Origin of the sequence: Caulobacter sp. KR2-114, assembly GCF_049446115.1 — a bacterium.
In the GTDB taxonomy this organism is placed as follows: Bacteria; Pseudomonadota; Alphaproteobacteria; order Caulobacterales; family Caulobacteraceae; genus Acaudatibacter.
Genome location: NZ_JBMSEC010000002.1, coordinates 827,190 through 852,188 on the forward strand (window position 1 = coordinate 827,190; position 24,999 = coordinate 852,188).

The 24,999-nt window shown below is 69.4% G+C and carries 28 protein-coding genes and 2 tRNA genes; 17 read left to right on the top strand and 13 right to left on the bottom strand.

Going from position 1 to position 24,999, the window contains the following annotated elements:
- The first annotated feature begins 11 nt into the window (after positions 1-11).
- From ACO2Q3_RS10100 to ACO2Q3_RS10145, 10 genes are all read left to right on the top strand, one after another.
- A complete protein-coding gene (locus ACO2Q3_RS10100; RefSeq protein WP_423306439.1) occupies positions 12-1,202 on the top strand; it encodes an amidohydrolase family protein in 1,191 nt (396 codons plus the stop codon).
- 74 nt (positions 1,203-1,276) lie between these two features.
- Complete coding sequence (locus ACO2Q3_RS10105; protein ID WP_423306440.1) at positions 1,277-1,522, top strand: hypothetical protein; 246 nt, start codon at positions 1,277-1,279, stop codon at positions 1,520-1,522.
- 49 nt (positions 1,523-1,571) lie between these two features.
- The gene (locus tag ACO2Q3_RS10110) at positions 1,572-1,742 is read left to right on the top strand and encodes a hypothetical protein (RefSeq protein ID WP_423306441.1); all 171 of its coding nucleotides are present in this window, start codon (positions 1,572-1,574) and stop codon (positions 1,740-1,742) included.
- 61 nt (positions 1,743-1,803) lie between these two features.
- Positions 1,804-2,433: a hypothetical protein gene (locus ACO2Q3_RS10115; protein ID WP_423306442.1), complete on the top strand. Its 630-nt coding sequence runs from the start codon at positions 1,804-1,806 to the stop codon at positions 2,431-2,433.
- A 12-nt stretch (positions 2,434-2,445) separates the two neighbouring features.
- Positions 2,446-3,519: a helix-turn-helix domain-containing protein gene (locus ACO2Q3_RS10120; RefSeq protein WP_423306443.1), complete on the top strand. Its 1,074-nt coding sequence runs from the start codon at positions 2,446-2,448 to the stop codon at positions 3,517-3,519.
- A gap of 50 nt (positions 3,520-3,569) precedes the next feature.
- The gene (locus tag ACO2Q3_RS10125; RefSeq protein ID WP_423306444.1) at positions 3,570-4,448 is read left to right on the top strand and encodes an IS1 family transposase; all 879 of its coding nucleotides are present in this window, start codon (positions 3,570-3,572) and stop codon (positions 4,446-4,448) included.
- A gap of 3 nt (positions 4,449-4,451) precedes the next feature.
- The gene (locus tag ACO2Q3_RS10130; protein WP_423306445.1) at positions 4,452-4,697 is read left to right on the top strand and encodes a hypothetical protein; all 246 of its coding nucleotides are present in this window, start codon (positions 4,452-4,454) and stop codon (positions 4,695-4,697) included.
- Positions 4,698-4,775: 78 nt separating this feature from the next.
- Positions 4,776-5,924 carry an AI-2E family transporter gene (locus ACO2Q3_RS10135; protein ID WP_423306446.1) on the top strand — a complete coding sequence of 383 codons (1,149 nt, stop codon included), beginning with the start codon at positions 4,776-4,778 and terminating at the stop codon, positions 5,922-5,924.
- A 58-nt stretch (positions 5,925-5,982) separates the two neighbouring features.
- Positions 5,983-6,987 carry an NAD-dependent epimerase/dehydratase family protein gene (locus ACO2Q3_RS10140; RefSeq protein ID WP_423306447.1) on the top strand — a complete coding sequence of 335 codons (1,005 nt, stop codon included), beginning with the start codon at positions 5,983-5,985 and terminating at the stop codon, positions 6,985-6,987.
- A gap of 24 nt (positions 6,988-7,011) precedes the next feature.
- On the top strand, positions 7,012-7,572 hold the full coding sequence (locus ACO2Q3_RS10145; protein WP_423306448.1) for an NADPH-dependent FMN reductase: 561 nt from the start codon (positions 7,012-7,014) through the stop codon (positions 7,570-7,572).
- A gap of 8 nt (positions 7,573-7,580) precedes the next feature.
- Here the strand turns inward: ACO2Q3_RS10145 and ACO2Q3_RS10150 are convergent, their stop codons facing one another.
- Both ACO2Q3_RS10150 and ACO2Q3_RS10155 read right to left on the bottom strand, forming a co-directional pair.
- Positions 7,581-8,354 carry a hypothetical protein gene (locus ACO2Q3_RS10150; RefSeq protein WP_423306449.1) on the bottom strand — a complete coding sequence of 258 codons (774 nt, stop codon included), beginning with the start codon at positions 8,352-8,354 and terminating at the stop codon, positions 7,581-7,583.
- A 51-nt stretch (positions 8,355-8,405) separates the two neighbouring features.
- Positions 8,406-8,837, bottom strand: coding sequence for a MerR family transcriptional regulator (locus ACO2Q3_RS10155; protein ID WP_423306450.1), 432 nt, complete (start codon positions 8,835-8,837; stop codon positions 8,406-8,408).
- Positions 8,838-8,895: 58 nt separating this feature from the next.
- On the opposite strand from ACO2Q3_RS10155, the gene ACO2Q3_RS10160 reads away from it, so the two are divergent.
- Positions 8,896-9,975: a cation diffusion facilitator family transporter gene (locus ACO2Q3_RS10160; protein WP_423306451.1), complete on the top strand. Its 1,080-nt coding sequence runs from the start codon at positions 8,896-8,898 to the stop codon at positions 9,973-9,975.
- Positions 9,976-9,992: 17 nt separating this feature from the next.
- On the opposite strand, the gene ACO2Q3_RS10165 is transcribed toward ACO2Q3_RS10160, so the two are convergent.
- Positions 9,993-11,963: a pyrroloquinoline quinone-dependent dehydrogenase gene (locus tag ACO2Q3_RS10165; RefSeq protein ID WP_423306452.1), complete on the bottom strand. Its 1,971-nt coding sequence runs from the start codon at positions 11,961-11,963 to the stop codon at positions 9,993-9,995.
- A gap of 174 nt (positions 11,964-12,137) precedes the next feature.
- Entirely contained in the window at positions 12,138-12,413 is a 276-nt protein-coding gene (locus ACO2Q3_RS10170) for a hypothetical protein (RefSeq protein WP_423306453.1), read from the bottom strand.
- Between the two features lie 232 nt (positions 12,414-12,645).
- Between ACO2Q3_RS10170 and ACO2Q3_RS10175 the strand changes: the two genes are divergently transcribed.
- Positions 12,646-12,963, top strand: a complete 318-nt coding sequence (locus ACO2Q3_RS10175; protein ID WP_423306454.1) for a hypothetical protein — start codon at positions 12,646-12,648, stop codon at positions 12,961-12,963.
- Between the two features lie 95 nt (positions 12,964-13,058).
- On the opposite strand, the gene ACO2Q3_RS10180 is transcribed toward ACO2Q3_RS10175, so the two are convergent.
- Complete coding sequence (locus ACO2Q3_RS10180; protein WP_423306455.1) at positions 13,059-13,505, bottom strand: carboxymuconolactone decarboxylase family protein; 447 nt, start codon at positions 13,503-13,505, stop codon at positions 13,059-13,061.
- Between the two features lie 307 nt (positions 13,506-13,812).
- Between ACO2Q3_RS10180 and ACO2Q3_RS10185 the strand changes: the two genes are divergently transcribed.
- The gene (locus tag ACO2Q3_RS10185; RefSeq protein WP_423306456.1) at positions 13,813-14,355 is read left to right on the top strand and encodes a DUF402 domain-containing protein; all 543 of its coding nucleotides are present in this window, start codon (positions 13,813-13,815) and stop codon (positions 14,353-14,355) included.
- A gap of 188 nt (positions 14,356-14,543) precedes the next feature.
- Here the strand turns inward: ACO2Q3_RS10185 and ACO2Q3_RS10190 are convergent.
- The 5 genes from ACO2Q3_RS10190 to ACO2Q3_RS10210 form a co-directional block, all read right to left on the bottom strand.
- Positions 14,544-14,620: transfer RNA gene (locus ACO2Q3_RS10190), tRNA-His, on the bottom strand.
- Positions 14,621-14,661: 41 nt separating this feature from the next.
- Entirely contained in the window at positions 14,662-15,537 is an 876-nt protein-coding gene (locus ACO2Q3_RS10195; RefSeq protein WP_423306457.1) for a LytTR family DNA-binding domain-containing protein, read from the bottom strand.
- An 80-nt stretch (positions 15,538-15,617) separates the two neighbouring features.
- Positions 15,618-16,334: an energy transducer TonB gene (locus ACO2Q3_RS10200; protein WP_423306458.1), complete on the bottom strand. Its 717-nt coding sequence runs from the start codon at positions 16,332-16,334 to the stop codon at positions 15,618-15,620.
- Positions 16,331-16,774: a biopolymer transporter ExbD gene (locus tag ACO2Q3_RS10205; protein ID WP_423306459.1), complete on the bottom strand. Its 444-nt coding sequence runs from the start codon at positions 16,772-16,774 to the stop codon at positions 16,331-16,333. Before ACO2Q3_RS10205 ends, ACO2Q3_RS10200 begins: the two co-directional genes overlap by 4 nt.
- Before the next feature lie 5 nt (positions 16,775-16,779).
- A complete protein-coding gene (locus ACO2Q3_RS10210) occupies positions 16,780-17,694 on the bottom strand; it encodes a MotA/TolQ/ExbB proton channel family protein (RefSeq protein ID WP_423306460.1) in 915 nt (304 codons plus the stop codon).
- A gap of 702 nt (positions 17,695-18,396) precedes the next feature.
- On the opposite strand from ACO2Q3_RS10210, the gene ACO2Q3_RS10215 reads away from it, so the two are divergent.
- The 3 genes from ACO2Q3_RS10215 to ACO2Q3_RS10225 all read left to right on the top strand — a co-directional run bounded on the left by ACO2Q3_RS10215 (position 18,397) and on the right by ACO2Q3_RS10225 (position 21,072).
- Complete coding sequence (locus ACO2Q3_RS10215; RefSeq protein ID WP_423306461.1) at positions 18,397-19,683, top strand: MFS transporter; 1,287 nt, start codon at positions 18,397-18,399, stop codon at positions 19,681-19,683.
- 89 nt (positions 19,684-19,772) lie between these two features.
- Positions 19,773-19,848, top strand: a tRNA-Phe gene (locus ACO2Q3_RS10220).
- Between the two features lie 147 nt (positions 19,849-19,995).
- Positions 19,996-21,072 carry a glycosyltransferase 87 family protein gene (locus ACO2Q3_RS10225; protein WP_423306462.1) on the top strand — a complete coding sequence of 359 codons (1,077 nt, stop codon included), beginning with the start codon at positions 19,996-19,998 and terminating at the stop codon, positions 21,070-21,072.
- A 26-nt stretch (positions 21,073-21,098) separates the two neighbouring features.
- Here ACO2Q3_RS10225 and ACO2Q3_RS10230 read toward each other — a convergent pair whose 3' ends face one another.
- From ACO2Q3_RS10230 to ACO2Q3_RS10240, 3 genes are read right to left on the bottom strand one after another with little or no spacing between them, the layout of a single operon-like run.
- Entirely contained in the window at positions 21,099-21,287 is a 189-nt protein-coding gene (locus ACO2Q3_RS10230) for a DNA gyrase inhibitor YacG (RefSeq protein ID WP_423306463.1), read from the bottom strand.
- On the bottom strand, positions 21,284-22,327 hold the full coding sequence (locus tag ACO2Q3_RS10235) for a ribonuclease E/G (protein WP_423306464.1): 1,044 nt from the start codon (positions 22,325-22,327) through the stop codon (positions 21,284-21,286). Before ACO2Q3_RS10235 ends, ACO2Q3_RS10230 begins: the two co-directional genes overlap by 4 nt.
- Positions 22,324-22,920, bottom strand: coding sequence for a Maf family protein (locus ACO2Q3_RS10240; protein ID WP_423306465.1), 597 nt, complete (start codon positions 22,918-22,920; stop codon positions 22,324-22,326). Before ACO2Q3_RS10240 ends, ACO2Q3_RS10235 begins: the two co-directional genes overlap by 4 nt.
- Before the next feature lie 210 nt (positions 22,921-23,130).
- On the opposite strand from ACO2Q3_RS10240, the gene ACO2Q3_RS10245 reads away from it, so the two are divergent.
- Positions 23,131-24,849, top strand: a complete 1,719-nt coding sequence (locus ACO2Q3_RS10245) for a DEAD/DEAH box helicase (protein WP_423306466.1) — start codon at positions 23,131-23,133, stop codon at positions 24,847-24,849.
- Positions 24,850-24,999: the final 150 nt, after the last annotated feature.

Sequence of the window (24,999 nt, forward strand, 5' to 3'; positions counted from 1 at the left end):
GGAGGACGGCCATGGCTTACGTCGAGGGGCGCGTGGTGCACGACGCCGATTCGCACCTGATGGAACTGGGCGACTGCCTGGACGCCTATTTCGACCCCCGCTTCCGCGCCGCCTACCACGCCCTGCCCTACTACCGGCACAAGATCGGCGACAACCGCTGGGCCGAGAAGGCGCGCGAGCGGCAGGACGACGCCGAGTTCCGCGCCGGCGCCGACGACAACATCCTGCTGCGCAAGAACTATGAGGCGCTGGGAGCCTTCCGCCGCGAGGACCGGCCGCGCACCGTCGACCTGCTGGGCTTCGCCAGCCAGCTGGTGTTCACCACCTTCTGCCTGGGCAACTTCGGCCTCGACGACGGCGACGACATGGGCCTGTGCTACGCGGCGGCCCAGGCGCACAACCGGATGATGACCGACTTCTGCTCGGTGGACCGGCGCCTGCTGGCGACGGCCTACGTGCCCCTGGCCGACTTCGAGCGCGCGCGCGTCGCGGCCGCCGAGGCGATCCAGCTGGGCGCCAAGGCGCTGATGATCCCCTCGAAATGCCCCAGGGGTCACTCGCCCAGCCACACCGCCTTCGATCCGGTGTGGGCCATGGCGCAGGAGGCCGGCATCCCGATCCTGTTCCACGTCGGCGGCGAGGAGAAGCTGAACCCCGCCTATTTCGAGAACGGCATGCCGCGGGTGAAGGACTTCCACGGCGGCGAGGAGAACTTCACCTCGGTCAGCTTCATGCCGATCCCCCATGCGGTGATGCAGACCCTGGCGGCGATGATCATCGACGGGGTGATGGACCGCTTCCCGCGCCTGAAGTTCGGGGCCATCGAGCTGGGCGGATCGTGGGTTCCCAGCTGGATGCGCTTCATGGATAGCGCCCACCAGGCCTTCTACAAGAACGAGGAGCGGCTGCACCGCCTCTCCGCCCCGCCCAGCGAGATCGTCCGCCGGCAGGTGCGGGTGACGCCCTATCCGCATGAGGACACCGGCTGGATCATCGCCAATGCGGGCGACGAGATCTGCCTGTTCTCCTCGGACTTCCCGCATGTGGAGGGCGGCCGCAATCCGCTCAAGCGGTTCGGCGATTCCCTGGCCAACACGCCGCAGGCGGCGCAGGCGCGGTTCTACTGCGACAACTTCATCGACCTGATGGGCGAGGGCCTCGCCCCGGACCTGCGCCGGCCGAAACACCTGATCGCCGCCTGAGGTCCACCCGGGCGCGGCCGCCGGGGCGGGGCGGCCGGTAGTGTCTCAGTTTGAATCCAGCCCCGTTGACAAGCATGGCGCCGGGCGAGGCGTGGGTCTATCTTTCGGCCATGGGAACTTACACGCTCAAGCTCTTCCGCTCACGCCCGGGCACCGCCGTCCAGATGGGCGACGGGGAATTGCACTTTGAGGTCGGCGATGATGCGACAGCGATCCGTTACGCTCAATCCGACCTAAGCGAGGCAATCGCCGACCACGACATCGTGGAACTCCACAGTTCGGACGGTCGAGTGCTCTGGGAGCGGCGCCCCAATGCCTAAGGGCCCCAACGGACAGAAGCGCCCCGGCGACGTGATTGGAGCGGCCATCATGGTCGCCAAGATCGCGACAGGAGAGGTCGAGGACAACGCCACGCCTGACGACAAGGCGCATCACAGCGCGGGCGGGAAGAAGGGTGGCGCGGCCAGGGCGGCGACGCTGACGGCTGAGCAGCGGTCGGAGATTGCCAGGAAGGCGGCGGCTAAGCGCTGGTCTAGATAACGCTTGCGTGTCGATTTTTTTGCCCTACAGGTAGGTAGAGAAAATCGACACGAGGTCCGCTATGCCCGAGCTTGTGGAAACCAAAGTCCTTCGCGAGCCCTGGGAGATCGAGCCCCGGCTGGTTGAACTCGGGCTGACCCGCGATGGCCTTCATGGAGTCGTCCTGGTGGCGATCTCGGAAGCCGCCAACGCAACGCCGTTCCACCCCGCCAACGCCGCCGGGACGCTAGCCTATCACCATGGCACCTGGGCGTTGCGGAACACATACGTCGGTGACGAGTGGAGGCTGGACCGTGAGGGTGGCGTGGAAGCCATCTGGAACGACAAGCTGAAGGTCCGCGTGGTGTTTTCCAACGTAGACCTCGCCTGCAATGACGACCAAGGGCCGAAGCCGCGTTCCCGAAAGGGCGCTGGCGCGGAGCGGCTGTGCATGAGCAACTACAGTCTTTTCGGTGATATGCCGATGTACACGCGCCAGCCGACCGGTGAAGTCTCGACCTTCTACCTGATGGTGGACGAGGCAGGGCGCGCCGAGCTGACGAGACCGATTGTGAAGGGCGGTACGTTCGAAAGCTACGTTGAGCGCATCTATCTCATCATTGACGGCGAGGACGACGACCCGGCCGGGAAACTCTCCCTGGATGACGGCGACGTGGCGGACGGCTTCGACCCTCAAATCGTCCGCAAGTAGCGGATCGATTCCATGTTCATTCCGAAGAGGCTTAGCCTCGCTCGTCACCGGCGGCGGTTGACGGCGAAGGCTCTCGCTGGACTCGCCGGCTTGGCAGTCGACACGATTTCTCGCCTGGAAAATGGCGTCAATGAACCTGACGACGCGACCGTCGAGCGCCTTGCGCACGCCCTCGGATTCCCGGTCGGCTTTTTCGTCAGCGACGACCCCGAGGTGATCGACACGAGCGCGGTGAGTTTTCGGAGCTTTTCAAAGATGAGTGCGCGGGAGCGCGATGCCGCGCTTGCGGCCGGCGCCCTGGGCCTGGAGTTGAGTAATTGGGTGGAGGATCGCTTTAGTCTGCCAGAACCCAATCTGATCGACCTCAGCTATGAGACCGACCCAGAGGCGGCGGCGAATATGTTGCGCCAGTATTGGGGGCTGGGCGAGAAGCCAATTGGCCACCTGATAGCGCTTCTTGAAACGCACGGTGCTCGTGTTTTTTCGCTATCCGAAAACACCGCTTCTGTGAACGCCTTCTCCTTTTGGAGAGATGGGAAGCCATACATCTTTCTGAACAACTTCAAAACTTCTGAAAGCAGCAACTTTGACTTAGCCCACGAGCTTGGGCACTTGGTGATGCACAAGCACGGCGACCCGAAGGGGGCTCGTTCCACAGAGCGGGAAGCGGACGGGTTCGCGTCCGCCTTCTTGATGCCGGCGCGCGATGTCCGCTCCCGAATGCCTCGCCCGGTGACGATCAATGTTGTCCTGGCGGCGAAGGCGCGGTGGCGGGTATCGGCCATGGCTATGGCCTACAGGCTGCGTGCGCTCAGCGTGATTTCGGAGTGGCAGTATAAGTCGCTGTGTATTGAGCTGACGAAGCGCGGCTTCCGGACGGGCGAGCCCGGCGGGATTGAGCGCGAAACCTCTCCAATCTGGCGCAAGGTGCTTACTCAACTCTGGTCAGAGCGCGTCACCAAGGACGAGATCGCACGGGACCTGAACCTTCCGGTAGATGAACTGGAGGGCCTAATCTGGAACCTCGCCGCTGTGGGGCAGCGCCCGGATCGGGTGAACACGCCTCCACGCCTGGAGGCAATGTGAACTGAACGATATGCTTGACACTCAAGCAAAAAGTTCAGATAAAAAGGGGCGTGAACAAGCTGCCCCTCGCCAAGCGCGTCATGATCCTGAACGGCCTTTGCGAGGGCGTGTCGATGCGGGCGAACAGCCGCATGGCCGACGTGTCCATCAACACCGTTACGAAGCTGCTGGAAGACGCGGGCGAAGCCTGCCTGGCGCTTCACGACGAGGTGGTGCGGGGCGTCGCGTCCAAGCGGATTCAGTGCGATGAGATATGGTCGTTCTGCTACGCGAAGGCCAAGAACGTCGCGGCGGCGAAGTCTGCTCCCGATGGCGCCGGCGACGTGTGGACGTGGACGGCGCTGGACGCCGACTCCAAGCTGATGATCTCGTACTTCGTGGGCGACCGTTCGGGCGAAAGCGCATCAATCTTGGCGGCCGATCTGCGCGAGCGCATCGCGACGGAACGTGTGCAGCTCACCATGGACGGCCACAACGCCTATCTCGGCGCCATTGAAGACGCCTTCGGGGCGGGCGGCGACTACGCCACCATCCAGAAGATTTACGAGACCGACCCGGCCGCCGCCCGTGGCCGCTACGGCCCGCCCGTCTGCACCAGCGTCATCAAGAACGTGGTGTCAGGCGATCCGAACATGGCGCACGTCTCGACCAGCTACGTCGAGCGTTCGAACCTGTCGATCCGGATGCAGAACCGCCGGTTCACGCGCCTAACTAATGCCTTCAGCAAGAAGCTGGACAACCATATTCACGCGCTGGCGCTCTACTTCGCCTTCTACAACTTCATGCGGGTCCATAAGACCCTGCGCATCTCGCCCGCGATGGCCGCTGGCGTCAGCTCTACGCTCTGGACGATGGAAGACATTGCGGTGAGGATCGAAGCGCGGCGCCCGCAGCCTGGAAAGCGCGGCCCTTACAAGAAGCGGCTCTAGATCGTGCAGTTCAAGACGGCTCTGAACATCGTTTCTGCGGTCGCGGCCTTCGTTGCCGCCGCCCTCTGGCTGGCGTCGGCACTAGTTCGTATATCGCCAGTGACATTGGCGATCATCCGTGAAGACGGCACGATCCAACGTCCAAAACACGAATCGGATTTACGCCGACAAAGCGCCCTAAGCGCGTGGGCAGCAATCGCCGCCGCCGTCGCAGCTGCGCTTCAGGGTTGGGCATCGATTTCAAACTGAGACACTACCGGCGGCCGACCTGGTTTGCGGCAGGGTCGCATTCGCGCAACATTGGGCGACTCATCGCACGGTGTCCGCATGGCGCAACCGCCCCCCAAGTCTCCTGCCAAGACCGCCGCCAAGACCGCACCCGCGGCCAAGGCGCCGCCGCTGGCGTCCACGACCTGGGCGGTGCGGCCGCCGCCGCCGGACCATTTCGTGCGCAACGCCACGGTGTTCATCGCCGTGGTCGTCGCCCTGGCGCTGATCAAGTACTTCCAGTCGATCCTGACCCCGCTGGTGGTGGCCACCTTCCTGCTGCTGCTGATCGACGCCGTGGCGCGGGTGCTGCACGACCGCATGCCGAGCGCGCCGGACTGGGTGCGCGGCGCGATCGCCGGATCGCTGATCCTGGCGGCGTTCGGCGCCATCGGCGGCCTGTTCGCCGTGGAGGCGCCCCCCTTCGCCGGCCAGATCGCGGGCCTGGAGCCGCGCATCAACGCCGTGATCGCCCAGGTGATGGGCATGGCCCACGCCCAGCCGCTCACCATCGGTCAGATCTTCTCGGGGGGCGATCCCTCGCACGCCCTGACCAGCATCTTCGCCACCGCCCGCAGCCTGCTGTCCTACGGCTTCCTGGTGATCATCTATTTCGGCTTCCTGGTGGCCTCGCGCGCCGCCTTCTCGCAGAAGGTCAACAGCCTCTACGACACCGAGGCGCACCGTCAGGGCGCCCGGCGCATCCTCGCCAGCGTGCGCAATGCGGTGGAGCAGTACGTGCGCCTGCAGACGCTGAAGGCGGCGATGATCGCCCTGGCCGCCTGGGCGCTGATGTTCCTGTTCAAGGTCAACGACGCCCTGTTCATCGCCTTCGTGGTGTTCCTGGCGGCCTATGTGCCGATCGTCGGGGCCATCGCCGGCTCGCTGTTCCCGGGCCTGGTGGCGCTGTCGCAGTTCAGCACCCTGACCGTGCCGGCCCTGCTGATCGCCATCCTCGGATCGGCGGTGTTCGTCATCGACAATGTGGTGATGCCCAAGCTGCAGAGCGACGAGCTGAACATCGACCCGCTGCTGGTGCTGATCTCGATCGGCTTCTGGGGCGCGATCCTCGGCGCGCCGGGCATCCTGCTGTCGACGCCGCTGACGGTGACGGTCATGGCCATCGCCGCCGAGTTCGAGTCCACCCGCTGGCTGGCGGTGATGATTTCCAAGGACGGCCATCCGATCAAGGGCGCCACGGAGGCCTGAACGCCGGCGCACGGCAGCCCCCTGGACTTCACGCGCCCATCATGGTCCGAAGGCGCGTATGAGACTCCTGGTCACCGGCACGGCCGGCTTCATCGGCTTCCACCTGGCCAGGCGGCTGATCGCCGAGGGGCACGAGGTGACCGGCGTCGACGGCATGACCGCCTACTACGACGTCGCCCTGAAACAGGCGCGGCACGCGATTCTGAAGCGGCACAACGGCTTCTCGGCCCACGAGGCGATGCTGGAGGACATGCCGGCGATCGGCGCCATCGCCGACGCCTGCAAGCCCGAGGCGATCATCCATCTCGCCGCCCAGGCGGGGGTCCGCTACAGCCTGGAAGCGCCGCGCGACTATGTGCAGACGAACCTGGTCGGCACCTTCAACATCCTGGAGGCGGCCAAGGCGCACGGCGTCGGCCACCTGATGCTGGCCTCCACCAGCTCGGTCTACGGCGGCAACCAGACCATGCCGTTCCGCGAGGCGGACAAGGCCGACCATCCGCTGACCATGTACGCCGCCACCAAGAAGGCGACGGAGGCGATGAGCCACGCCTACGCCCACCTGTGGGACATCCCCACCACCGCGTTCCGCTTCTTCACCGTCTACGGCCCGTGGGGCCGGCCGGACATGGCGCTGTTCAAGTTCGTCGCCGCCATGCTCGAGGGCAGGCCGATCGACGTCTACAACGACGGCGAGATGGCCCGCGATTTCACCTATATCGACGACCTGATCGAGGGGGTGGTGCGTCTGCTGGCGACGCCGCCGGTGAAGGGCGCCCCGGTGTCCGAGGCCGACTCCCTTAGCCCTGTGGCCGCCTGGCGGGTGGTCAACATCGGCCGCGGGGCCCCGGTGGCGCTGAACGACTTCATCGCCGAGGTCGAGCGGGCCACGGGCCGCACCGCGATCCGCAACAACATGCCCCTGCAGCAGGGCGATCCGGTGGAGACCTTCGCCGATTCCGGCCTGCTGCAGGCCCTGACCGGCTATCATCCCGACACGTCGCTGCGGACCGGGGTCGAAGCCTTCTGGACCTGGTACCGCGAGCACTACAAGGTCGCCTGAACCGAGCCCGAGAGGAGAAGACCCATGCCGCGTGACGTCGCCGTGCTGGTCGGCAGCCTGCGCAAGGCTTCGCTGAACCGCAAGATGGCCCTGGCCCTTGCCAGCCTGGCGCCCGAGACCCTGAAGCTGCGCATCGTCGAGATCGGCGACCTGCCGCTGTACGACGAGGATCTGGAGGGCGACGCCCTCCCCGCCCCGTGGAAGCGCTTCCGCGACGAGGTGCGCGCCGCCGAGGCGCTGCTGTTCGTCACGCCGGAGTACAACCGCTCGGTCCCCGGCGCCCTGAAGAACGCTATCGACGTCGGCTCGCGCCCATACGGCCAGAGTGTCTGGAGCGGAAAGCCGGGCGCTGTCGTCAGCGTCTCGCCGGGCGCGATCGGCGGCTTCGGCGCCAACCACCATCTGCGCCAGTCGCTGGTGTTCCTGGACGTGCCCGTGCTGCAGCAGCCGGAAGCCTACATCGGCGGCGCGGCCAGCCTGTTCGACGACGCCGGGACCTTGACCAACGAGGGCACGCGCAAGTTCCTGACCGCCTTCATGCAGAAGTTCGCCGCCCTGGTGGAGACGGTGATCGGCCCGGCCTGAGGCTTCGATCAGGTCTCGAGAAACACCACCGCCAGCCCGAGCGCGCACAGCAGCAGGCCGAGGATCAGGCCCTCATAGCGCTCCAGGGCGCCGAGACGCAGGCGCGAGAGGCCGGCGAGGCTGAGGCTGGTGAACACCAGCATCCCCGCCAGGGTGGCCAGGGCCAGGATCAGGCTGAGCAGGATGAAGGCCGTCCAGCCGTAGCGGGCCCCGGACAGGAACACCGGCAGGAAGCTCTCGCACGGCGAAAAGGTCAGCAGGGCGAAGAGGCTGGCGATCGCCGCCCGGTCGGAGCGGCGCGGCGGCGGGGCGTCGACCATCGCCTCGCCCAGGGTCTCGTCCTCGCAGATCGGGTCATGCCCTGGCGCAAAGCCCACGTGAGCCTGCCGCGGGTGGTCATGGTCCGCGTGGCCGTGGCCATGCCCGTGGCCGTGATTGTGCGCCGCCCCGCCGATCAGATGCGCATGGCCGTCGCCCCGCCACTGGCGCACCAGGTAGTAGAGGCCGAAGCAGAACAGGGCGCCGCCGGCCACCAGGTGGAAGATGGCCCCGGCCCGCTCGCTGAGCTGCATGCCCAGGGCGACGATCACGACACCGATGGCCGTGGTGAAGAGGCCGTGCCCGACGCCCGCGGCGGCAGTGATCGCCAGGGTCTTGGGCGCGCTCCAGCCCTGGGCGCGCGAGGTCAGGGCGAAGGGCAGCCAATGGGTGGGGATCGCCGCGTGCATGAAGGCGACGAAGAAGCCAAGGCCGACGATGGACAGGAACAGCGGGGCGCTCACAGGCGCGTATCTCCGGGCAGGCTTGGCATGAGGGTCAGGGCGGCGGTGCGGTCAGTGATGGCTAGGCGCCAGGCACAGGCTGTGGTCGGACAACACCTCGATCACGCGGCAGTCGGCCACCCGCCCCCGGGCGCACTCGGCCGTGACACGCGCCAGCTCGTCGCGCAAGGCCTGTAGCTGGGCGATCTTGCGCTCGATCTCCTGCAGGTGCTCGGCCGCGAGCCGGTCGGCGTCGGCGCAGGACTGGTCCGGATGGTCGGCCAGCTCCAGCAGCGAGCGCACCGCCTCCACCGAAAAGCCCAGGTCGCGGGCGTGCTTGACGAAGGCCAGGCGCTGGGCGGCGCGGCGGTCGTAGACCCGCCGGTCGCTGGCGGTCCGGGCCGCCGCCGGCATCAGGCCAATGCTCTCGTAGAAGCGGATGGTGGGGATCTTGACCCCCGTCTCGCGCGACAGGGCGCCGATGGTCAGTGGAGCGTGGGGCATCGTAGCGTCAGATAGGGGTTGATCCTCTAGCCGCTAGAGGATGCAGACTGGCTCGTCCATGACTCACTCGCACGCCCGCCCCGATCACGCGCCCGGACACGACCACGCCGGTCCGGACCACGACCACCACGATCACCCGCACCACGGGCAGGCGCACGCGCACGACCATCACCACGATCATGATCACGGCCATGACCATGGGCCAGAGCATCAGGGTCACGGCCACGGGCATCATCACGGCCACGGCCACAGCCACGCCCCCGCCACCTTCGGCCGGGCGTTCGCCATCGGCATCACCCTCAACACCGCCTATGTGATCGCCGAGGCGGTCTATGGCGTCTTCGCCAACTCGTTGAGCCTGCTGGCCGACGCCGGGCACAATTTCGGCGACGTCCTGGGGCTGGTAGCGGCGTGGCTGGCCTCGTGGCTGGTCAAGCGCCCGCCCAGCGCCCGCTACACCTACGGCCTGCGCTCCTCGACCATCCTGGCGGCGCTGTCGAACGCCACGGTGCTGATGCTGGTCACCGGCGCCATCGCCTGGGAGGCGGTGATGCGCCTGATGACCCCCGCCCCCACCGGCGGAGCGATCGTCATGGCGGTGGCGGCCGGCGGGGTGCTGGTCAACGGCTTCACGGCGCTGATGTTCATGTCCGGCGCCAAGGGCGACCTCAACATCCGCGGCGCCTTCATGCACATGGCCTCCGACGCCCTGGTCGCTGTCGGCGTGGTGATCACCGGGGGCCTGATCCTGCTCACCGGCTGGCAGTGGCTCGATCCGGCCGTCAGCCTGGTGATCAGCGGCGTGATCGTCTGGGGCACCTGGTCGCTGCTGCGCGAGTCGCTCGACCTGGCCCTGCACGCGGTGCCGGCGGCGGTCGACGAGACCGCCGTGCGCAACTACCTCTGCGGCCTGCCCGGGGTCGTCGAGGTGCACGACCTGCACATCTGGGGCATGAGCACCACCGAGACCGCCCTCACCGTCCACCTGGTGCGTCCGGGATCGGACCTCGACGACGCCCTGCTGCGCCAGGCCTGCGCCGAGCTGAAGCAGCGCTTCAGAATCGGCCACGCGACCTTGCAGATCGAGGCCGGCAGCGACGCCCACCCGTGCGAGCTGGCCTCGCACGCCGTGGTCTGAAAAGGCGACCCAACGGGCTACTGCGGCAGGGCGAAGGCCACCAGCTGGTCGCCCAGCCTGGTCCCGGACTTGGCGTGGCCGCCGGCGGCGATCACCACGTACTGCCGGCCCCTCCAGACGTAGGTCATCGGCGTCGCCTGCCCGCCGGCCGGCAGCCGGCCCTTCCACAGTTCCTTGCCGTTGCCGCCGTCGAAGGCGCGCAGGTAGTTGTCCATGGCCGCGCCGATGAACACCAAGCCTGACGCGGTGACGATCGGGCCGCCGAAGTTGGGCGTGCCGGTGTTGTGCAGCAGCAGCTGCGAGCCGGGCGCGAGGTCGGCGGTCGTGCCCAGCGGGACCTCCCACAGGATCCTGCCGGTGGCCATGTCCACCGCGTGCAGCTGGCCCCAGGGCGGCTTGTTGCAGGGCATGTGCAGCGGCGAGGCGATCACCGCCCGGCGCATGCCGTAGCGGGCGCCGGCCTGCGGCGAGATCTCGGTCTTTGGCTCGGCCGCCTTGGCCGCCGCGAACCGCTCGCGGGGGATCAGGGTGACCAGGTGCATGGCGTTGGAGGTGTTGACGAACGCCACCCCGCGCCCGGGATCGAAGGCCAGCCCGCCCCAGTTCACGCCGCCGCCGGTGAACGGATAGACGATGGTTCCCTGGGTCGACGGCGGGGTGAACAGCCCCTCGTGGCGCGCGCCGGCGATCAGCTTGCGGCAGGCGGCCCGGTCCCAGGGCGTCAGGCCGAAGGCGTCGTCGGGGGTGATCGTGCTGGGGGCCAGCGGCCGCGGCGCCACCGGGAACGGCTGTGTCGGCGACAGCTTTTCGCCCACCGCGCCGCCCTGCGGAACCTTGCGCTCCTCCACCGGGATCACCGGCCGGCCGGTGTCGCGGTCGAGGGTGAACAGCAGACCCTGCTTGGTGGGCTGCAGCACCGCCTCGCGGCGGACCCCGCCCCAGGTGATGGTCGCCAGGGTGGGCTGCGCCGGATTGTCGTAGTCCCAGATGTCGTGGTGCACGGTCTGGAAGCCCCACGCCACCTTGCCGGTGGCGGCGTCCACCGCCACCACCGAGGTCGACCAGCCGTCCGCGCCGTTGCGCGCCTCGCCGGTGAAGTCCGGGCTGGGGCTGGAGGTCGGCAGGAAGACCAGGCCGCGGCCCTCGTCCGCCGACATCGGCGCCCAGACGTTGGCCGCGCCGGAGACGGTGGCGGGGTCGGCCTTCGCCAGCGGATCGAAGATCCACCGCAAGGCGCCGGTGCGCGCATCGAACGCCCGCACCGCGCCGGACACCTCGCGGGCCCGCTGGTTGTCGTCGATCGACGAGCCCACCACCACGACGCCGCGCACCACCACCGGGGCGGAGGTGATCTGCATCTCGCCGTTGCGGCTCAGGGTCACGCCCTGGGCCACGTCCACCGTCCCCTGCCCGCCGAACCCGGCGCACGCCTTGCCGGTGGCGGCGTCGAGGGCGATCAGCCGCCGGTCGTTGGTGTTGAGGAAGATGCGCTCGGCGCAGGGCGCGGCGGCCGCGGCGGTCTCGTCGCGCCACCAGGCGACGCCGCGGCAGTTGAACTCGTTGGGATAGCGCACGTGGATGTCCAGGTGCGGGTCGAACCGCCAAAGCGCCCGCCCCGTGCCCGGATCCAGGGCCGAGACCTCGTTGAACGGCGAGCAGACGTAGAGCCGCCCGCCGGCCATGATCGGCGTGTTCTCGAACGCCGAGTGATGCAGCGCCGCACCCTTGCTGGCCACGTCGCCGGTGGAGAACCGCCAGGCGATCTTCAGCCCCCGCACGTTCGCCGGCGTGATCTGCGCGGCGGTGGAGAACCGCTGCCCGCCCTGGTCGCCGCCATAGTACGGCCAGCCCACGTCCGGCGCCGGGGGCGCCTTGGTCACAGGCGCGCCGCAGCCCGCCAGCCCCAGCGCCGCGGCCAGCGCGGCAAGGCTCGCGGCGCCTGGTCGGCGGCTGTTCGGGGCGACCCCGGATCGAACGCTGAACGGCATGGACACTCCCCTTGCTGGAAGCTCCAGGCCTAGACCGCGCCGCGCGCCGGCGCCGCCGCCGAGGGACGCCTGGCGGCGGCCCTGGGACGGATGGCGGGCCGGGTGTGACCGGCGGCCGGCCACCGGTGACGAGCGGCGGCGGCGCGCACGCCCCGCCGCCCGCGCCGGCGCGGCCTAGTGGTGGTCGTGGTGGTCGTGGTGGTCGTCGTGGCCCGGCTGGCCGGCGCCACCGCCGCCAGCGCCGGCATGGCCGTGATGACCGTGGCGGCCATGATGGGCCATGTGATGGTGGTGGCCCCCGTGGCCGTGGTGATGGCCGCCGTGACCATGGTGGCCGTGACCCATGTGGTGGGTTTCGGGCGGGTTGGGGATCGGCTGCATGTCGGCCAGGGCGGCGCTGGCCGCAAACGACAGGGCCGCCGCGGCGGCGAGCCCGAACAGATGCTTCATGGATGGTTCCTCCGAGACTCTCATGGTCCCCCGTGGAAGGAGCCTAGGCCGCGGGGCCGGCCTTGGCCATGGGCGGTGTGCGTCGTTTCGGGGAGGGATCGGGGCGGCCTCCGTGGCGCCAGCGCCTGCTCGTCGCCTGAGGCGCAGCCGAACCTGCCGGCCATCGCAAGCACGAGTGGACGCACTTACCGATCGTCGCCCAATGTCACCGCGCGAGTGCGTTGAGGGTGCGATGCGCGGGCTTGGCTACTTCCTGATCGTCGTCGGGCTGGCGCTGGGCGCGTGGGGCTTCATGTTCGACATCAGCGTCCAGGGCGACGCCAACCTGATCGACCGGATCAGCAACCTCAGCCTCGTCAGCGAGCGCGAACTGATCCTGGCCGGCGCCGTCGCCGCCATCGCCTCCGGGTCCGCCTTCATCGCCGCCGCGGAAGCGGCGGACGTCGTCCTGGAGGGCATCGCCAAGTATATCATCCAGGCGTCCGTGCGGGCCCAGGCGGCTGCGGCGGCCAGCCAGGGCGCGGACCCGGACAAGCCGGCGGGCGAGTAGGCGAGCCGGAGTGGCGAACAGGCGCTGTGAGACAGCGACATCGGGACAAGGTGCGAATGCGGATCGGATTCGAACGTGCGCTTGCGACCTCCGACTCAGGCGCTTGCAGCGACCGGTAGGCGGAAAGGCGCCCCCAACCGGTTGAAGGCGTTCATCGCCGCGATCGCGATCGTCAGGTCCACGAGGTCCTTCGGCTCGAACGCCGCCGCAGCAGCGGCATAGGCTTCGTCCGACGCATGCGTTTCGCTGACGCGGGTGACTTCGTCTGCCCAGGCGAGCGCGGCCCGCTCGATGTCCGAAAAGAGGTGCGGAACCTCATCCCACACCGGAACGAGGGTGATCTTCTCGTCGGACATGGTCTTGCGCAGGTCGCGGGCGTGCAGGTCGATGCAATGGGCGCAGCCGTTGATCTGCGAAACCCGAAGGAACACCAGGTGGATCAGCTCCCGCGGAAGCCCTGTGCGCGCCACAACATAGTGGTGGACGCTGTGGAGCGCCTTCGCGCCTTCAGGGGCGACCTCAACCCAATTCAAGCGCGCCATTGAATCTCCTATCATAGCGTTTGATCAGAAGACGCGCGGCAGAACCTCTTTGTGACATAGGCCTTCGCGGACACGTCCCGCCGCATTGGCGGAAGTCCGCAATCCACCCACTGCTTCCAGTCGGAATGTCCGCTATGCGGGCGGGTGCTTCACCCGCTAATCAACTGCCTAGTGTGTCGTCTTAGCGGGAAGAGCATCCATGCATCGGTGGTTGTCAGGGGACACGGTGGTCGTGCGATACTTGGCCCGATCAGATGGAACTGTCGCGACGGCGCTGCCGGCGGTCGCTATCCAGGACAAGGCAGACTTGCTCGCCCTCTACGTGCCGCCCGGAACTGTGATGATGGACAACTACATCGTCGCGGCCGAGGACCGGGTCGCCGCTGTCGGTCAGGCCCCTCCGTCAGCCGAAAGGCGACATGTCGAGCGCCACTGGACGGTCCCCACGATCCGGCTCTACCGAGCGGGCGAAGCGTTTTCCGTGTGGGCGTTCTTCGATGAGCAGGGGCGCTTCGCGTCCTGGTACGGCAACTTGGAGGCGCCGTTCGTCCGCACTGAGATTGGCATCGACTCGCTCGACCATACGCTCGATGTCGTGGCTGACGCTAAGGGGCGTTGGCGCTGGAAGGACGAGGAAGAGTTCGCGCGGCGGCTCGAACTCGGGCTCGACACCTCGCAGCATCAGGCCGACGTACGTGCCGCCGGCGAAGGGTTCATCTCGCGGCTTGAAGCACAGGTGGCGCCGTTCAACCAAGGTTGGCAGACTTGGCGACCTCCCCCGGGCTGGACCCCGCGAGCGCTTCCGGCTCGCTGGAGGGATGATCTTGGGACCGCCCCCGGCCTGGGATAGGTCGGCGGCGTCCGCATTCGGGCAAGGCGCGAACGACAGCAAACCACCCTTCTCGGACGTTTGGGACGTCCGCTTCCGGGGCGTTTGGCCGATGATTCGGCGCGCGCGTTTACAGGGGCTGAACCAACAACGCCTTAGCGGTCGTCCGAAGCGGCGTTCGAAGCGCAATCTGGTCAGATGCTTTGCGATGGTACCGTCTCCCCGGATCGAACGGGGGACCTCCAGAGCCACAATCTGGCGCTCTAACCAACTGAGCTAAGACGGCATCGCGAAGAGGCGCTTGTTTAGTCGCGAAGGCGCGCCGGATCAAGCGGGCGTGTCGCCGGAAAGCGACTGGCGATAGCGACGGCTGCCGGCCAGGGTGCGGCCGTCGCGCAGGGTGACGGTGAAGTCCCCCGCGGGCGTGGAGGCGACCGTGGCGATGCAGGCGCGGTTGACCAGGCGGCTGCGGTGGATGCGCGCGAAGCCCGCCGCCTCCAGCCGGGACGCCAGCGCCGACAGCGGCGTGCGCATCAGGAGCTCCCGGTCCTGCAGCCGCAGGGCGACGTAGTTGCCGGCGGCCTCGGCCCACAGGATGTCGGCGGGCCGCACGAAGTGGCGGCGCGCGCCGTCGCGCACCTCCAGCGGCGGCGCCTCGCCGGGCAGGCCGCCTGCGGTCGGGGGCGCGGCCCTGGTTTCGCGCGCCGCTCGCCAGGCCCGCCACGTCCAGAAGAAGCCCAGCAGGGCGCCGTAGGTCAGCACGTCCTTGCGGTATTCGTAGAGCCCGTTGCGCAGCGGCCAGAACGGGTCGTAGCGGCCGCCGAGCACCGGCGACAGCCCCCAGCGCACGAGGCCCATCAGCACCACATGGGCCATGGACAGGGGCGCGCTGGCCAGCAGGTGGAACAGCACCGGCCGCCAGGGCCGCGCCTGCGGCAGGGGGAAACGGGCGGCGGCCCAGCCGATCACCGGCAGGAAGGCGATCCAGACGGCGGTGGAGGTGAAGTCCCACGCCAGCGAGACCCGCAGGGGCACCGCCTTGGACGTGCCGGCCAGGTCGCTGACCCGGGTGAAGGAGATCACGGCGGTGACCAGCAGCATCAGCGCCACCAGCAGCGCCCAGGCGGCGAGGTCGGCGCGGGTCGGCCGCGCCGGCCGCCGCCCCGCCGTCTCCGCCCCCTGCCCTGCGCCGTCCTCCGCCATCGCCCTGGATGTAACAGAAAAACCCCGGAGGTCGCCCTCCGGGGTTGGTCTGTCTTGGGTTTCGACCGGTCCGGCCGCCGTTATTCCTTCGGCAGCTGGAAGCGGATCGGGATCGTCACCTGGCCGCCTTCGACCGGTGCGCCGTCCTGGGTCTTGGGACGCATCTTGAAGAGCTTGGCCATCTTCAAGGCGGCGTCGCCGAAGCCCATGTCGGCCGGATCCTCCGACACCACCGAACAGCCGGCGAGCGTGCCCTTGGCGGTCACGCTGCAGGAGATGGTGGCGCGGCCCGCCGTTTCGGTCCGCGACGCCCGTTCCGGGTAGTAGCGGGCGAGGTCGTCAGCATTCGGCCGCGACGTCCAGTCGGGGCGGGTGATGATCGACACGTGCGGCGGCGGCGGCGCCGGAGCCGCGACCACGGGGGGCGCGGGCGGCGGCGGCTTGGGCGCTTCCACCGGCTTGATTTCAAGCGGCGGCGGGGCGGGCACGTTCACCGGAACCGCAGCCGGGGGCCGCGGCTGGACCGGCGGCGGCGGCGGCAGGTTCTTCGGCGGCGGCGGCGGCGGCGGAGGCGGCGGAGGGGGGGCCGGCGGCTTGATGATCTGCGCGTCGGTCTTCTCTTCGCCGTACTCGACCATCTTGGCCTGGAACTTCGAGTGCCACAGGTAATACCCGATGATCACGTGAAGAACGGCCGAGATGCCGATGGCCACCCACAGGCCGGTCCGCTGCTTCGGACGCGGCATGTCGAACGGGTTGTGAGCCGGATGGGCGATGTCGGGAGGAGTCGTGCTCATTTGTGCATGCCCCTCTTGTCTTCGCCGACCAGGGCCACGCTGTAGAACCCGTTGTCCTGCAACTTGTTCATCACAGCCATGAAGTCCTGGTACTGCATGTTCTCGTCGCCACGGATGAAGATCCGTTCCTGCGTCGGGTTGCGCCGGCCGACCGCCTTGACGAGGTCATCGCCCAGGGAGTCGAGGTCCGAAGCACTGTCGCCGACATAGACGCGGCCATCCTGCTTGATCGAAATATACACCGGCTTCGGCGGGTTGACGGCAGGCTTGGCCACCGCGGGCGGTAGCGTCACCTTGATCGTCACACTGGCCAGAGGCGCCGCCACCATGAAGATGATCAGAAGCACGAGCATCACGTCCACGAAGGGCGTAACGTTGATCTCGGCGTTCTGCTCGACCTCGTACCGGCCGCCGCCAGACCCTGCGAGTTTAGCGGCCATATGCCTTACGCCCCCTTGTCGAGCTGCCGGGAGATGGCGTTCATCAGTTCAGCGACGAAGCCCTCCGAGCGGGTGCCGTAGCTGGTGATCTGCGTCTGGAAGTAGTTGTAGAACACCACCGACGGGATCGCCGCGAACAGGCCCATGCCGGTGGCGAGCAGCGCTTCGGCGATGCCGGGCGCCACGACGGCCAGGTTGGTCGTGTTCGTGTTCGCGATGTTGATGAACGAGTTCATGATCCCGTAGACGGTGCCGAACAGGCCGATGAACGGACCGGTCGAACCCACCGACGCGAGGAACTGCATGCCGCCGGACAGGCGGCGGGCCAGCGAGGACTGCACCGCGCCGATGGCCGCCTGGGCCCGGACGATGGTGGAGTCGCGGTGCTCGCCGGAGACGTGCAGGCCGGCCTGACGGGACAGCTCGACTTCCGCCGCGGCGGCCGCGGCCATGTCGGCCAGCGGGTTGCCGGCGAACTCGTCGGACTCGGCGATGCGGCCCATGTCGACGATCGACTTCGCGCCCCGGAAGGTCTCCAGGAAGCTGTCGGACGTGCGGCGCAGCGAGCCGAACTCGAACAGCTTAATGACCAGCAGGGTCCAGGAGAGGATGGAGCAGAGCACCAGGCCGATCATGACGAACTTCACGATCAGGGTGGCGTCCAGGAACATCCGGATCGGGGTCAGCTTGCCGGCGCTCTTGCCGCCGACCTTCAGGCTTTCGGCGTCGACCGCGGGGGTCGAGGCGTCCGAGGCCGCCGGGCTGGCCGCAGCGGCGCTGTCGGCCGGGGCGGCGCTGGAAGCGGCCGCTGCGGAGCTGGCCGCCGGCGACGCGCTTTGCGCGAAGGCCGGAGCGCTCGTCATCAGCGCCACGGCGCCGATCAGAGCAATGATTGGGGTGGTTCGTTTGTTATCGAGCATCTGTCGCCAGTTCCTGTTGGTCTAGCCCATGGGACCGAAGGGTCGTCGCGCCATAGCGTCCCACCCTAAACTATTTGAGACGGCGGAGTCAGTCGCCGAACAACCGGCGCTCTGGCTCCCCCGCCCGATGTCTGTGCCCGCCGCCGCGCCGGACCCGGGACCGGGCCGCACCGCCTGCCGACGCGCATTCGGCCGCGACCGCCTCACGGAGGCAGTCCAGCCTTACCGCTTTGTTAGACTTGCGGCTGGGGTCCTTTGGCAACCCCTTTTTGCACCGTCAAGAGGCCGCGGCGGCGCGGGTTTTTCGGCGCCTTAAATCTAAACAATGTCCATTTTGCACTGCACAACGGACATCGCGTTGCCTTGCAAGGCGCATAGGGTCTGAAGAACGCCGCGGCTCTTGCAGTGCAACATGAACCGGCAAACGGCGATCGGTCGAAAAACTGCGTCGACACGCCTGAAGGCGCCGCCTTAGCGGGCGATTTTACCGCCTGCGCCCCTCATATGGAGGCATTGCGCCCGCATTCACACCCCGCAAACATGGGCTGACGGGTCCAGTTTTCTTCACTTTGGCCTAAAATGCACTTTCGTAAAGCCGGTATGCTGGGGATGACGGTCCCCTGCCCTCCGTTTCATTGGACGACGCCGCCGCTGTTCTTTCTCAATCGTCGGCGCTAGAGGCGTCTGCCGGGGGGACGCAGCATGGCGCAGGACACGGTCGCGGTCGGCGACGCAAGCCTCTGGCGGCACGCCGACTTCCTGAAGCTCTGGGCCGCGCAGTCGGTCTCCTCCTTCGGCGCCCGCATCACCCGCGAGGGCCTGCCGTTCGCGGCGGTGATGAGCCTGGGCGCGGGGCCCGGCCAGGTCGGCGTGCTCGCGGCCCTGAGCATGGGACCTTCGCTGCTGGTGGGCGTGTTCGGCGGCGGCCTGATCGATCGCACGCGCCGCCGGGGCGTGCTGATCGCCGCGGACCTTGGCCGCGCCCTGGTGCTGGCGAGCATTCCCCTGGCGGCCTGGCTCGGCGTGCTCGGCCTGGCGCACCTCTACCTGGCGGCCGCCCTGGTCGGCGGCCTCAGCGTCGCCTTCGACATCGCCGACCATGCCTTCCTGCCCATTCTGCTCAGGCCCGACCAGCTGGTCGATGGCAACAGCCGGCTCGCCGCGACGGAATCGGCGGCGGAGGTCGGCGGGCCGGCCCTGGCCGGGGTGCTGTTCCAGACGCTCACCGCGCCGATCGCCATCGCCGTCAATGCGGCGACCTACCTGGCGTCCGCCGCGGTCCTGGCCACGATCCGAGCGGCCGAACCGGCGCCGCCACCGGCCCCGCCCGGCGCGGCCGGCCACCCGCTGAGCGACTTCCTGGCCGGACTCGGCGCGGCCATGGGCGACGCGGTGATCCGGCCGATCCTGCTGATCACCACCCTTTCCAGCCTGTTCGGCTCCTTCTACTCGGCGCTGTACATCATCATGGCGCTGAAGGTGCTGGGCCTGACCCCGGCGATGCTGGGGGCGACGATCGCGGTGGGCGGCGTCGGCGCCCTGATCGGGGCCGCGGCGGCCGGCCCCGCCATCCGCCGGCTCGGCGTCGGGCCGGCGCTGGTCGCGAGCGGGGTGGTGACGGGCGCCGCCAGTTTCCTGATTCCCCTCGCGGCCAGTCCGGGCCTGCCCGGCGGACGCTGGGGCGCGATGGCGATGCTGATGGGGGCCCAGCTGCTGGGCGACAGCTTCGGCACGATCACCGAGATCGCCGCTCGCAGCCTGCGCCAGGCGGTGACCCCGCAGGCCCTGATGGGCCGGGTCGGCGGGGTGTTCGCGGCGGCGCCGGGGCTGACCGCGGTGGCCGGCGCGCTGGCGGGTGGCTGGCTGGGCGGCGTGATCGGGCCGCAGGACACGGTGTTCATCGCCTCGGCAGGCGTCACCGTCGTCCCGGCGCTGGGCTGGTTCAGCGCGCTCCGCGGGCGGCGGGAGATGGTGGAGATCGACGCCTGACCACTTCCTGGCGTCCGGCGCCCCGGAGCTTCTGGACAAGCCATCGGCGCTTGCGTATAGAGCGCGCCCTTACGGGCGTCGCCCGCGGCGCCTGGGTAGCTCAGTTGGTAGAGCAGCGGATTGAAAATCCGCGTGTCGGTGGTTCGAATCCGCCCCCAGGCACCACTTTCCCCTCCCATCGCTGGCGGCCTGTCTTCGCCTGTGGCCCGTCATTGCTTGCTGTCCGTCTTTCGTCGCGGTCGGACGCCGTCCGCGTGCGCCCGGCGCTTGCTTTCAGTTGCCGCCGCCAGCGATTGATGGAAGCGTCGCCCCATGGGGGTGGTCGCGGGCGCTCTGGGCATTCTGGCCGACTGGTGGGCGCGGCTGCTGGCCGTGCGGGCGCCCGGGTGGGTGCGCCCGCTGCTGGTGATGGCCGTCAGCAGCGGCCTCGCCTTCGTCCATGCGCTGCAGCCGGGCAAGTCTTCCGACTTCACCGTGTTCTGGGCCGCGGCGCATCACGCGTTCGGTCCGGTCTACGACGTGAACTTCATCACCGCCGCGCAGGCCGGCCTGGCGCAGGGCGGACCGCGGCCGTTTGAATATCCCCCCACCTTCCTGCTGCTGATCCTGCCGCTGGCGATGCTTCCCTACCGGCTGGCCTATGTGCTGTGGGTCGGCGCGTCGTCCGTCGCGTTCGTGGAGTGCGCCGGACGGATGACCCGCTGGCCGTGGCTGGTCATGCTCAGCCCGGTCTTCATGTTCACCGCCCTGATCGGCCAGACGACGCTGCTGGTCGGCGCCCTTCTGGTGCTGGCCCTGAGCCCCAGGATGTCCGGCGTCTGGGCGGGCGCCGCCCTGGGTCTGGCGCTGGCGATGAAGCCCCAGAGCGCCAGTCTGGCCCCCGTCGTGCTGTGTCTGCGCCTTGGCTGGCGGCCTGCCGCCATCGCCGCCGCGGTGGCGGGCCTGCTCGTGCTGTCGAGCCTGGCCGCCTTCGGCGCCGGCGCGTGGGAGGCGTGGCTCGGTGGACTGCGCGGCTTCGTCGGGGTCAACGACAGCCTGCACATCGCGCGGCTGGGCGCCCCCTCGCTGCCGGGCAAGGTCGCGGCCGGCGTCACCGCGCTGGGACTGATGGTCTGGTCGGTCCGCGCCGGAGACGAACTCGCCGCATCCGCATCGGCGATCGGCGGCGCCCTGCTGATCTCGCCGCACGCCCCGTTCTATGAGGTGACGATGCTGCTGCCGGCCGCCGTGGCGTGGCTGTGGCGTCCCACCTGGCGGATCGTGCCCGCGCTGGCGATGCTGGCGGGCTGGATCGAGACCCCGCTGATGCTGGCGGCCTGGCTGGCGACGGCTGCGCCCTGGGGCGCGCCGGCGCGCCGGCCCAGGCACGCGAGATCGCCCGCGCCCTGATCGCGCCGCCCACGCGCGCTACCCCGTCACTCCTCGTCGCCGTAGTCAGACGAGCGGATCGAATCGGCCTCATCGTCATCCTCCGGCGCCGCGGGAATCGCGTAGCGGCCCGAGAGCCAGCGCTGCAGGTCCACATCGGCGCAACGGCGCGAACAGAACGGACGGTAGGCCGGATCGACAGGCTTGCCGCAGAGGGCGCAGGCGGGGGCGGTCATAGGGCTCTCACGCTCGACTCGGAACGCGCCCGGCCAGGCTCGGCGCGCAGGGTCACGCGCGCACCCACCCGGGCGATCAGCAGCTTCAGATAGGGCGCCGCCGCCTCGGCGACATCCCCCGCCGCCACCGCCTCAAGGCGCGCGCCGCCATCGGCGGCGGCCTCGCGCTCCAGCGCCCGGATCAGCGCCAGGGCCGCGGTGAGCGCGGTGGGGGCGCCCGACGCGTCGGCCAGCTGCTCCACCGCCGGCCGGCTGCGGCGCGGAACGGTCAGTTCCAGCGTGCCGAAGCGGCTGATCGGCCCCAGGGCCACGCCAGGATTGTCCGGACCAAAGGCGGTGCGCGCGGTCGACAGCAAAGTCGGTCCGTCGTGACCGCGCCCGGCCAGGTCGATCACCACCAGCCCGCCCAGCCCCTTGAGCCGCAGCACCCGGGCGACGGTGGCCAGGGCGGCCTGGTTGGCCTGGCGGGCGGCGCGCTTGGCCTCGGCGCCGGGCCGCGCGCCCATGTCGACGTCGACGGCGGTCAGGGCGCGGGTGCGCTCGATGGCCACCGTGCCGCCGCCGGGCAGCGGAAACACCGTCTGCAGCGCCTCGTCCTGGGCCTCGTCGGCCATGCGCCGGGCGACCTCGCCGGCGACGATCTGACCGCGCGGCGCGAAGGCCTGCAGCTGGGCGGCCAGATCCGGCGCGGCCTCAAGCACGCGCGGCGCGCCCTGGGCGGGACCGATCAGGCGCAGGTTCGGCCCCTTGTCCGCGCGGCCCTCGCTGCGCACCTCCACCTCCAGGGCCTGGCCCTCGGCGAAGCGCTCCATCTCCGGGCGCAGGTTCAGCACGCCGTCCGGCCCCGCCCCCAGGTCGAGGAAGGCAAGGGCCTGGGCCCGCTCCAGCTTGCGCACCCGCGCCACCAGGCGCGCGCCCAGCGCCTGCGCCGGCGCGACGTCGCCGCGGTCGATCAGCAGCCGCTCGGGCCGCCCGTCCAGGGTGACCACGCCGCGGGTCTCGCCGATGCCGGCGTCGAGATAGAGGCGCCGCTCGCTCATCGCCGGTAACCGAGGCCGGTCAGCAGGGCGAGGGTCTCGTAGAGCGGCAGGCCGACCACCCCGGTATAGGAGCCGCTCAGCGCGGTGACGTGGGCGCCGGCCAGGCCCTGGATCTTGTAGGCCCCGGCGGCGCCGTCAAACTCGCCCGACGCGATCAGCTGGTCGGTCTCTGCCGCGGTCAGCCGCTTGAAGGTGACCCGGCTCTCCGACAGCCGCTCGGCGGCGCGCCCGCCCGGCGCGACCAGGGCGACCCCGGTCAGCACCCGGTGCGCCCGCCCCGAGACCAGGCCGAGCATGCGCCGCGCATCCTTGTCATCTATCGGCTTGCCGAGAATCCGCCGTCCGACGGCGACCACGGTGTCGGCCGCCAGCACATAGGCGTCCGGGTGGCGCGCGGCGGCGGCCGCCGCCTTGCCGCGGGCCAGCCGCATCACCGCCAGACGCGGCGTCTCGTCCTTCAGCGGCGTCTCGTCGATGTCGGCGGGGTCCACGGCGTCGGGAACGATCCCGGCCTGGGCCAGGAGCTCGAGGCGGCGCGGGCTGGCGCTGGCCAGGACCAGGCGCGGCGGGGCGGGCAAGGGTTCGGTCGTCACCGCCTCCCCTTAGCGAGCGGCGGCGCAGTTGTCTTTTGCCGGATGATGCGCCCGGTCCGCACAGGGCGGTTTTCCGCTTGGCCGGCAAGCCCTTCACGGCAAACCATCGTTGACTTTGCGGGGGGCCGCCCTATGTTCCGCGCGCCCGAGCCAGGGTTCCGCGCGCGCATGATTCGCGCCGGGAGATTCCCCGCTCGCGCCATTCAAGGCATGACAGATTTTTCCGAATTGGGCCTGAGCGCCCCGACTTTGCAAGCGGTCGCCGAGACCGGCTACACCATCGCCACCCCCATCCAGGCGCAAGCCATCCCGATCGCCCTGGCCGGCCAGGACGTGCTGGGCATCGCCCAGACGGGCACCGGCAAGACCGCCGCCTTCACCCTGCCGATGATCGACCGCCTGGTGGCGGGACGGTCCAAGGCGCGCATGCCGCGCTCGCTGGTGATCGCCCCGACCCGTGAACTGGCCGACCAGGTGGCCGCCTCGTTCGACAAGTACTCCAAGGGCCAGAAGCTGACCTGGGCCCTGCTGATCGGCGGCGTGTCGTTCGCCGACCAGGAAATGAAGCTGGACCGCGGCGTCGACGTGCTGATCGCCACCCCCGGCCGCCTGCTCGACCACTTCGAGCGCGGCAAGCTGCTGCTCACCGGCGTGCAGATCATGGTGGTCGACGAGGCCGACCGCATGCTCGACATGGGCTTCATCCCGGACATCGAGCGCATCTTCAAGCTGACCCCGCCGAAGAAGCAGACCCTGTTCTTCTCGGCGACCATGCCGCCCGAGATCACGCGGCTGACCAAGCAGTTCCTGAACAACCCGGTGCGCATCGAGGCCACCCGGCCGGCGACCACCGCCGAGACCATCGCCCAGCACATCGTGCGCGTGCCGATGGCCGACGCCGCCGCCAAGCGCACCGCTCTGCGGGCGCTGATCTCCGGCGCCACGGACATCCGCAACGGCATCGTCTTCTGCAACCGCAAGTCCGAGGTCGACATCGTCGCCAAGTCGCTGAAGAAGCACGGCTTCGACGCGGCGGCGATCCACGGCGACCTGGACCAGGCGACGCGCATGCGCACCCTGGAAAGCTTCCGCAAGGGCGACCTGAAGCTGCTGTGCGCCTCGGACGTGGCGGCCCGCGGCCTGGACATCCCGGATGTCAGCCACGTGTTCAACTACGACGTCCCGCACCACGCCGACGACTATGTGCACCGCATCGGCCGCACCGGCCGCGCCGGGCGCAAGGGCGACGCCTTCATGCTGGTGACGCCGGCCGACAGCCGCAACCTGGACAAGGTGCTCAAGCTGATCGGCAAGACCCCCGATGAGGTCACCCTCGACATCGACTGGGCCGACGTGAAGCTGGAAGGCAAGCGCCGGGACGATCGCCGCGGCGGCGAACGCGCCTCCGGCGGCCGCGATCGCGACCGCGACCGGGACCGCAAGGGCCGGGGCCGTCCCGCTTCCGAAACGTCTGTGGTCGGCATGGAGCCCGTGACGGTGAAGCCGCGCGCGCCTCGCCCCGAGGGCGAAGAGGCCGAGATCGCCGACGCGCCCGTGGCCGCCGAAGCCCGGCCGCCGCGCGAACGCTCGCGCCGCAGCCGCCGGCCGGAGGCGGACGCCGCCCCGGTCGCCGCCGTGGAAGCCCACGACGACGAGACCCGCGCCGAAGCCCCCCGCCGCGGCCGCGCCGAACGCCCCGCCCGCGGCGAGGCCCGCGCGACGCGCGGCGAAGCGCGGCCTGAACGCGAGGCCCGTCCGGAGCGCGAAGCTCGTCCCGAGCGCGAAGCCCGGCCGGAGCGCGACAGCCGGGGCGAGCGCGAGCCGCGCCGCGACCGCGATCGCCACGAAGGCCGTCGAGGCCGGGACGACGACGGCCCCTCCGTGGTCGGCTTCGGCTCCGACCTGCCGGCGTTCATGCGTCCGCGATAGAGCGCGAGGGGTCCGCGCGGCCCCTCACCTTCCCAACCGCTGCGGGGTCGGGCCCCTTCCTCTCCCTCAAGGGAGAGGATTCACCAGTGTAACCGCCATCGATCTTTTCCTCTCACTGCAGGGAGAGGAAGGGGCCCGCGCCCGCCAGGG

What these genes read in the sequence shown, in the direction of transcription:
- ACO2Q3_RS10100 (WP_423306439.1), top strand. Translation starts at nt 12, where the DNA reads ATGGCTTACGTCGAGGGGCGCGTGGTGCACGACGCCGATTCGCACCTG.
- ACO2Q3_RS10105 (WP_423306440.1), top strand. Translation starts at nt 1,277, where the DNA reads ATGGCGCCGGGCGAGGCGTGGGTCTATCTTTCGGCCATGGGAACTTAC.
- ACO2Q3_RS10110 (WP_423306441.1), top strand. Translation starts at nt 1,572, where the DNA reads ATGGTCGCCAAGATCGCGACAGGAGAGGTCGAGGACAACGCCACGCCT.
- ACO2Q3_RS10115 (WP_423306442.1), top strand. Translation starts at nt 1,804, where the DNA reads ATGCCCGAGCTTGTGGAAACCAAAGTCCTTCGCGAGCCCTGGGAGATC.
- ACO2Q3_RS10120 (WP_423306443.1), top strand. Translation starts at nt 2,446, where the DNA reads ATGTTCATTCCGAAGAGGCTTAGCCTCGCTCGTCACCGGCGGCGGTTG.
- ACO2Q3_RS10135 (WP_423306446.1), top strand. Translation starts at nt 4,776, where the DNA reads ATGGCGCAACCGCCCCCCAAGTCTCCTGCCAAGACCGCCGCCAAGACC.
- ACO2Q3_RS10140 (WP_423306447.1), top strand. Translation starts at nt 5,983, where the DNA reads ATGAGACTCCTGGTCACCGGCACGGCCGGCTTCATCGGCTTCCACCTG.
- ACO2Q3_RS10145 (WP_423306448.1), top strand. Translation starts at nt 7,012, where the DNA reads ATGCCGCGTGACGTCGCCGTGCTGGTCGGCAGCCTGCGCAAGGCTTCG.
- ACO2Q3_RS10155 (WP_423306450.1), bottom strand. Translation starts at nt 8,837, where the DNA reads ATGCCCCACGCTCCACTGACCATCGGCGCCCTGTCGCGCGAGACGGGG.
- ACO2Q3_RS10160 (WP_423306451.1), top strand. Translation starts at nt 8,896, where the DNA reads ATGACTCACTCGCACGCCCGCCCCGATCACGCGCCCGGACACGACCAC.
- ACO2Q3_RS10165 (WP_423306452.1), bottom strand. Translation starts at nt 11,963, where the DNA reads ATGCCGTTCAGCGTTCGATCCGGGGTCGCCCCGAACAGCCGCCGACCA.
- ACO2Q3_RS10170 (WP_423306453.1), bottom strand. Translation starts at nt 12,413, where the DNA reads ATGAAGCATCTGTTCGGGCTCGCCGCCGCGGCGGCCCTGTCGTTTGCG.
- ACO2Q3_RS10175 (WP_423306454.1), top strand. Translation starts at nt 12,646, where the DNA reads ATGCGCGGGCTTGGCTACTTCCTGATCGTCGTCGGGCTGGCGCTGGGC.
- ACO2Q3_RS10180 (WP_423306455.1), bottom strand. Translation starts at nt 13,505, where the DNA reads ATGGCGCGCTTGAATTGGGTTGAGGTCGCCCCTGAAGGCGCGAAGGCG.
- ACO2Q3_RS10195 (WP_423306457.1), bottom strand. Translation starts at nt 15,537, where the DNA reads ATGGCGGAGGACGGCGCAGGGCAGGGGGCGGAGACGGCGGGGCGGCGG.
- ACO2Q3_RS10200 (WP_423306458.1), bottom strand. Translation starts at nt 16,334, where the DNA reads ATGAGCACGACTCCTCCCGACATCGCCCATCCGGCTCACAACCCGTTC.
- ACO2Q3_RS10205 (WP_423306459.1), bottom strand. Translation starts at nt 16,774, where the DNA reads ATGGCCGCTAAACTCGCAGGGTCTGGCGGCGGCCGGTACGAGGTCGAG.
- ACO2Q3_RS10210 (WP_423306460.1), bottom strand. Translation starts at nt 17,694, where the DNA reads ATGCTCGATAACAAACGAACCACCCCAATCATTGCTCTGATCGGCGCC.
- ACO2Q3_RS10215 (WP_423306461.1), top strand. Translation starts at nt 18,397, where the DNA reads ATGGCGCAGGACACGGTCGCGGTCGGCGACGCAAGCCTCTGGCGGCAC.
- ACO2Q3_RS10225 (WP_423306462.1), top strand. Translation starts at nt 19,996, where the DNA reads ATGGGGGTGGTCGCGGGCGCTCTGGGCATTCTGGCCGACTGGTGGGCG.
- ACO2Q3_RS10230 (WP_423306463.1), bottom strand. Translation starts at nt 21,287, where the DNA reads ATGACCGCCCCCGCCTGCGCCCTCTGCGGCAAGCCTGTCGATCCGGCC.
- ACO2Q3_RS10235 (WP_423306464.1), bottom strand. Translation starts at nt 22,327, where the DNA reads ATGAGCGAGCGGCGCCTCTATCTCGACGCCGGCATCGGCGAGACCCGC.
- ACO2Q3_RS10245 (WP_423306466.1), top strand. Translation starts at nt 23,131, where the DNA reads ATGACAGATTTTTCCGAATTGGGCCTGAGCGCCCCGACTTTGCAAGCG.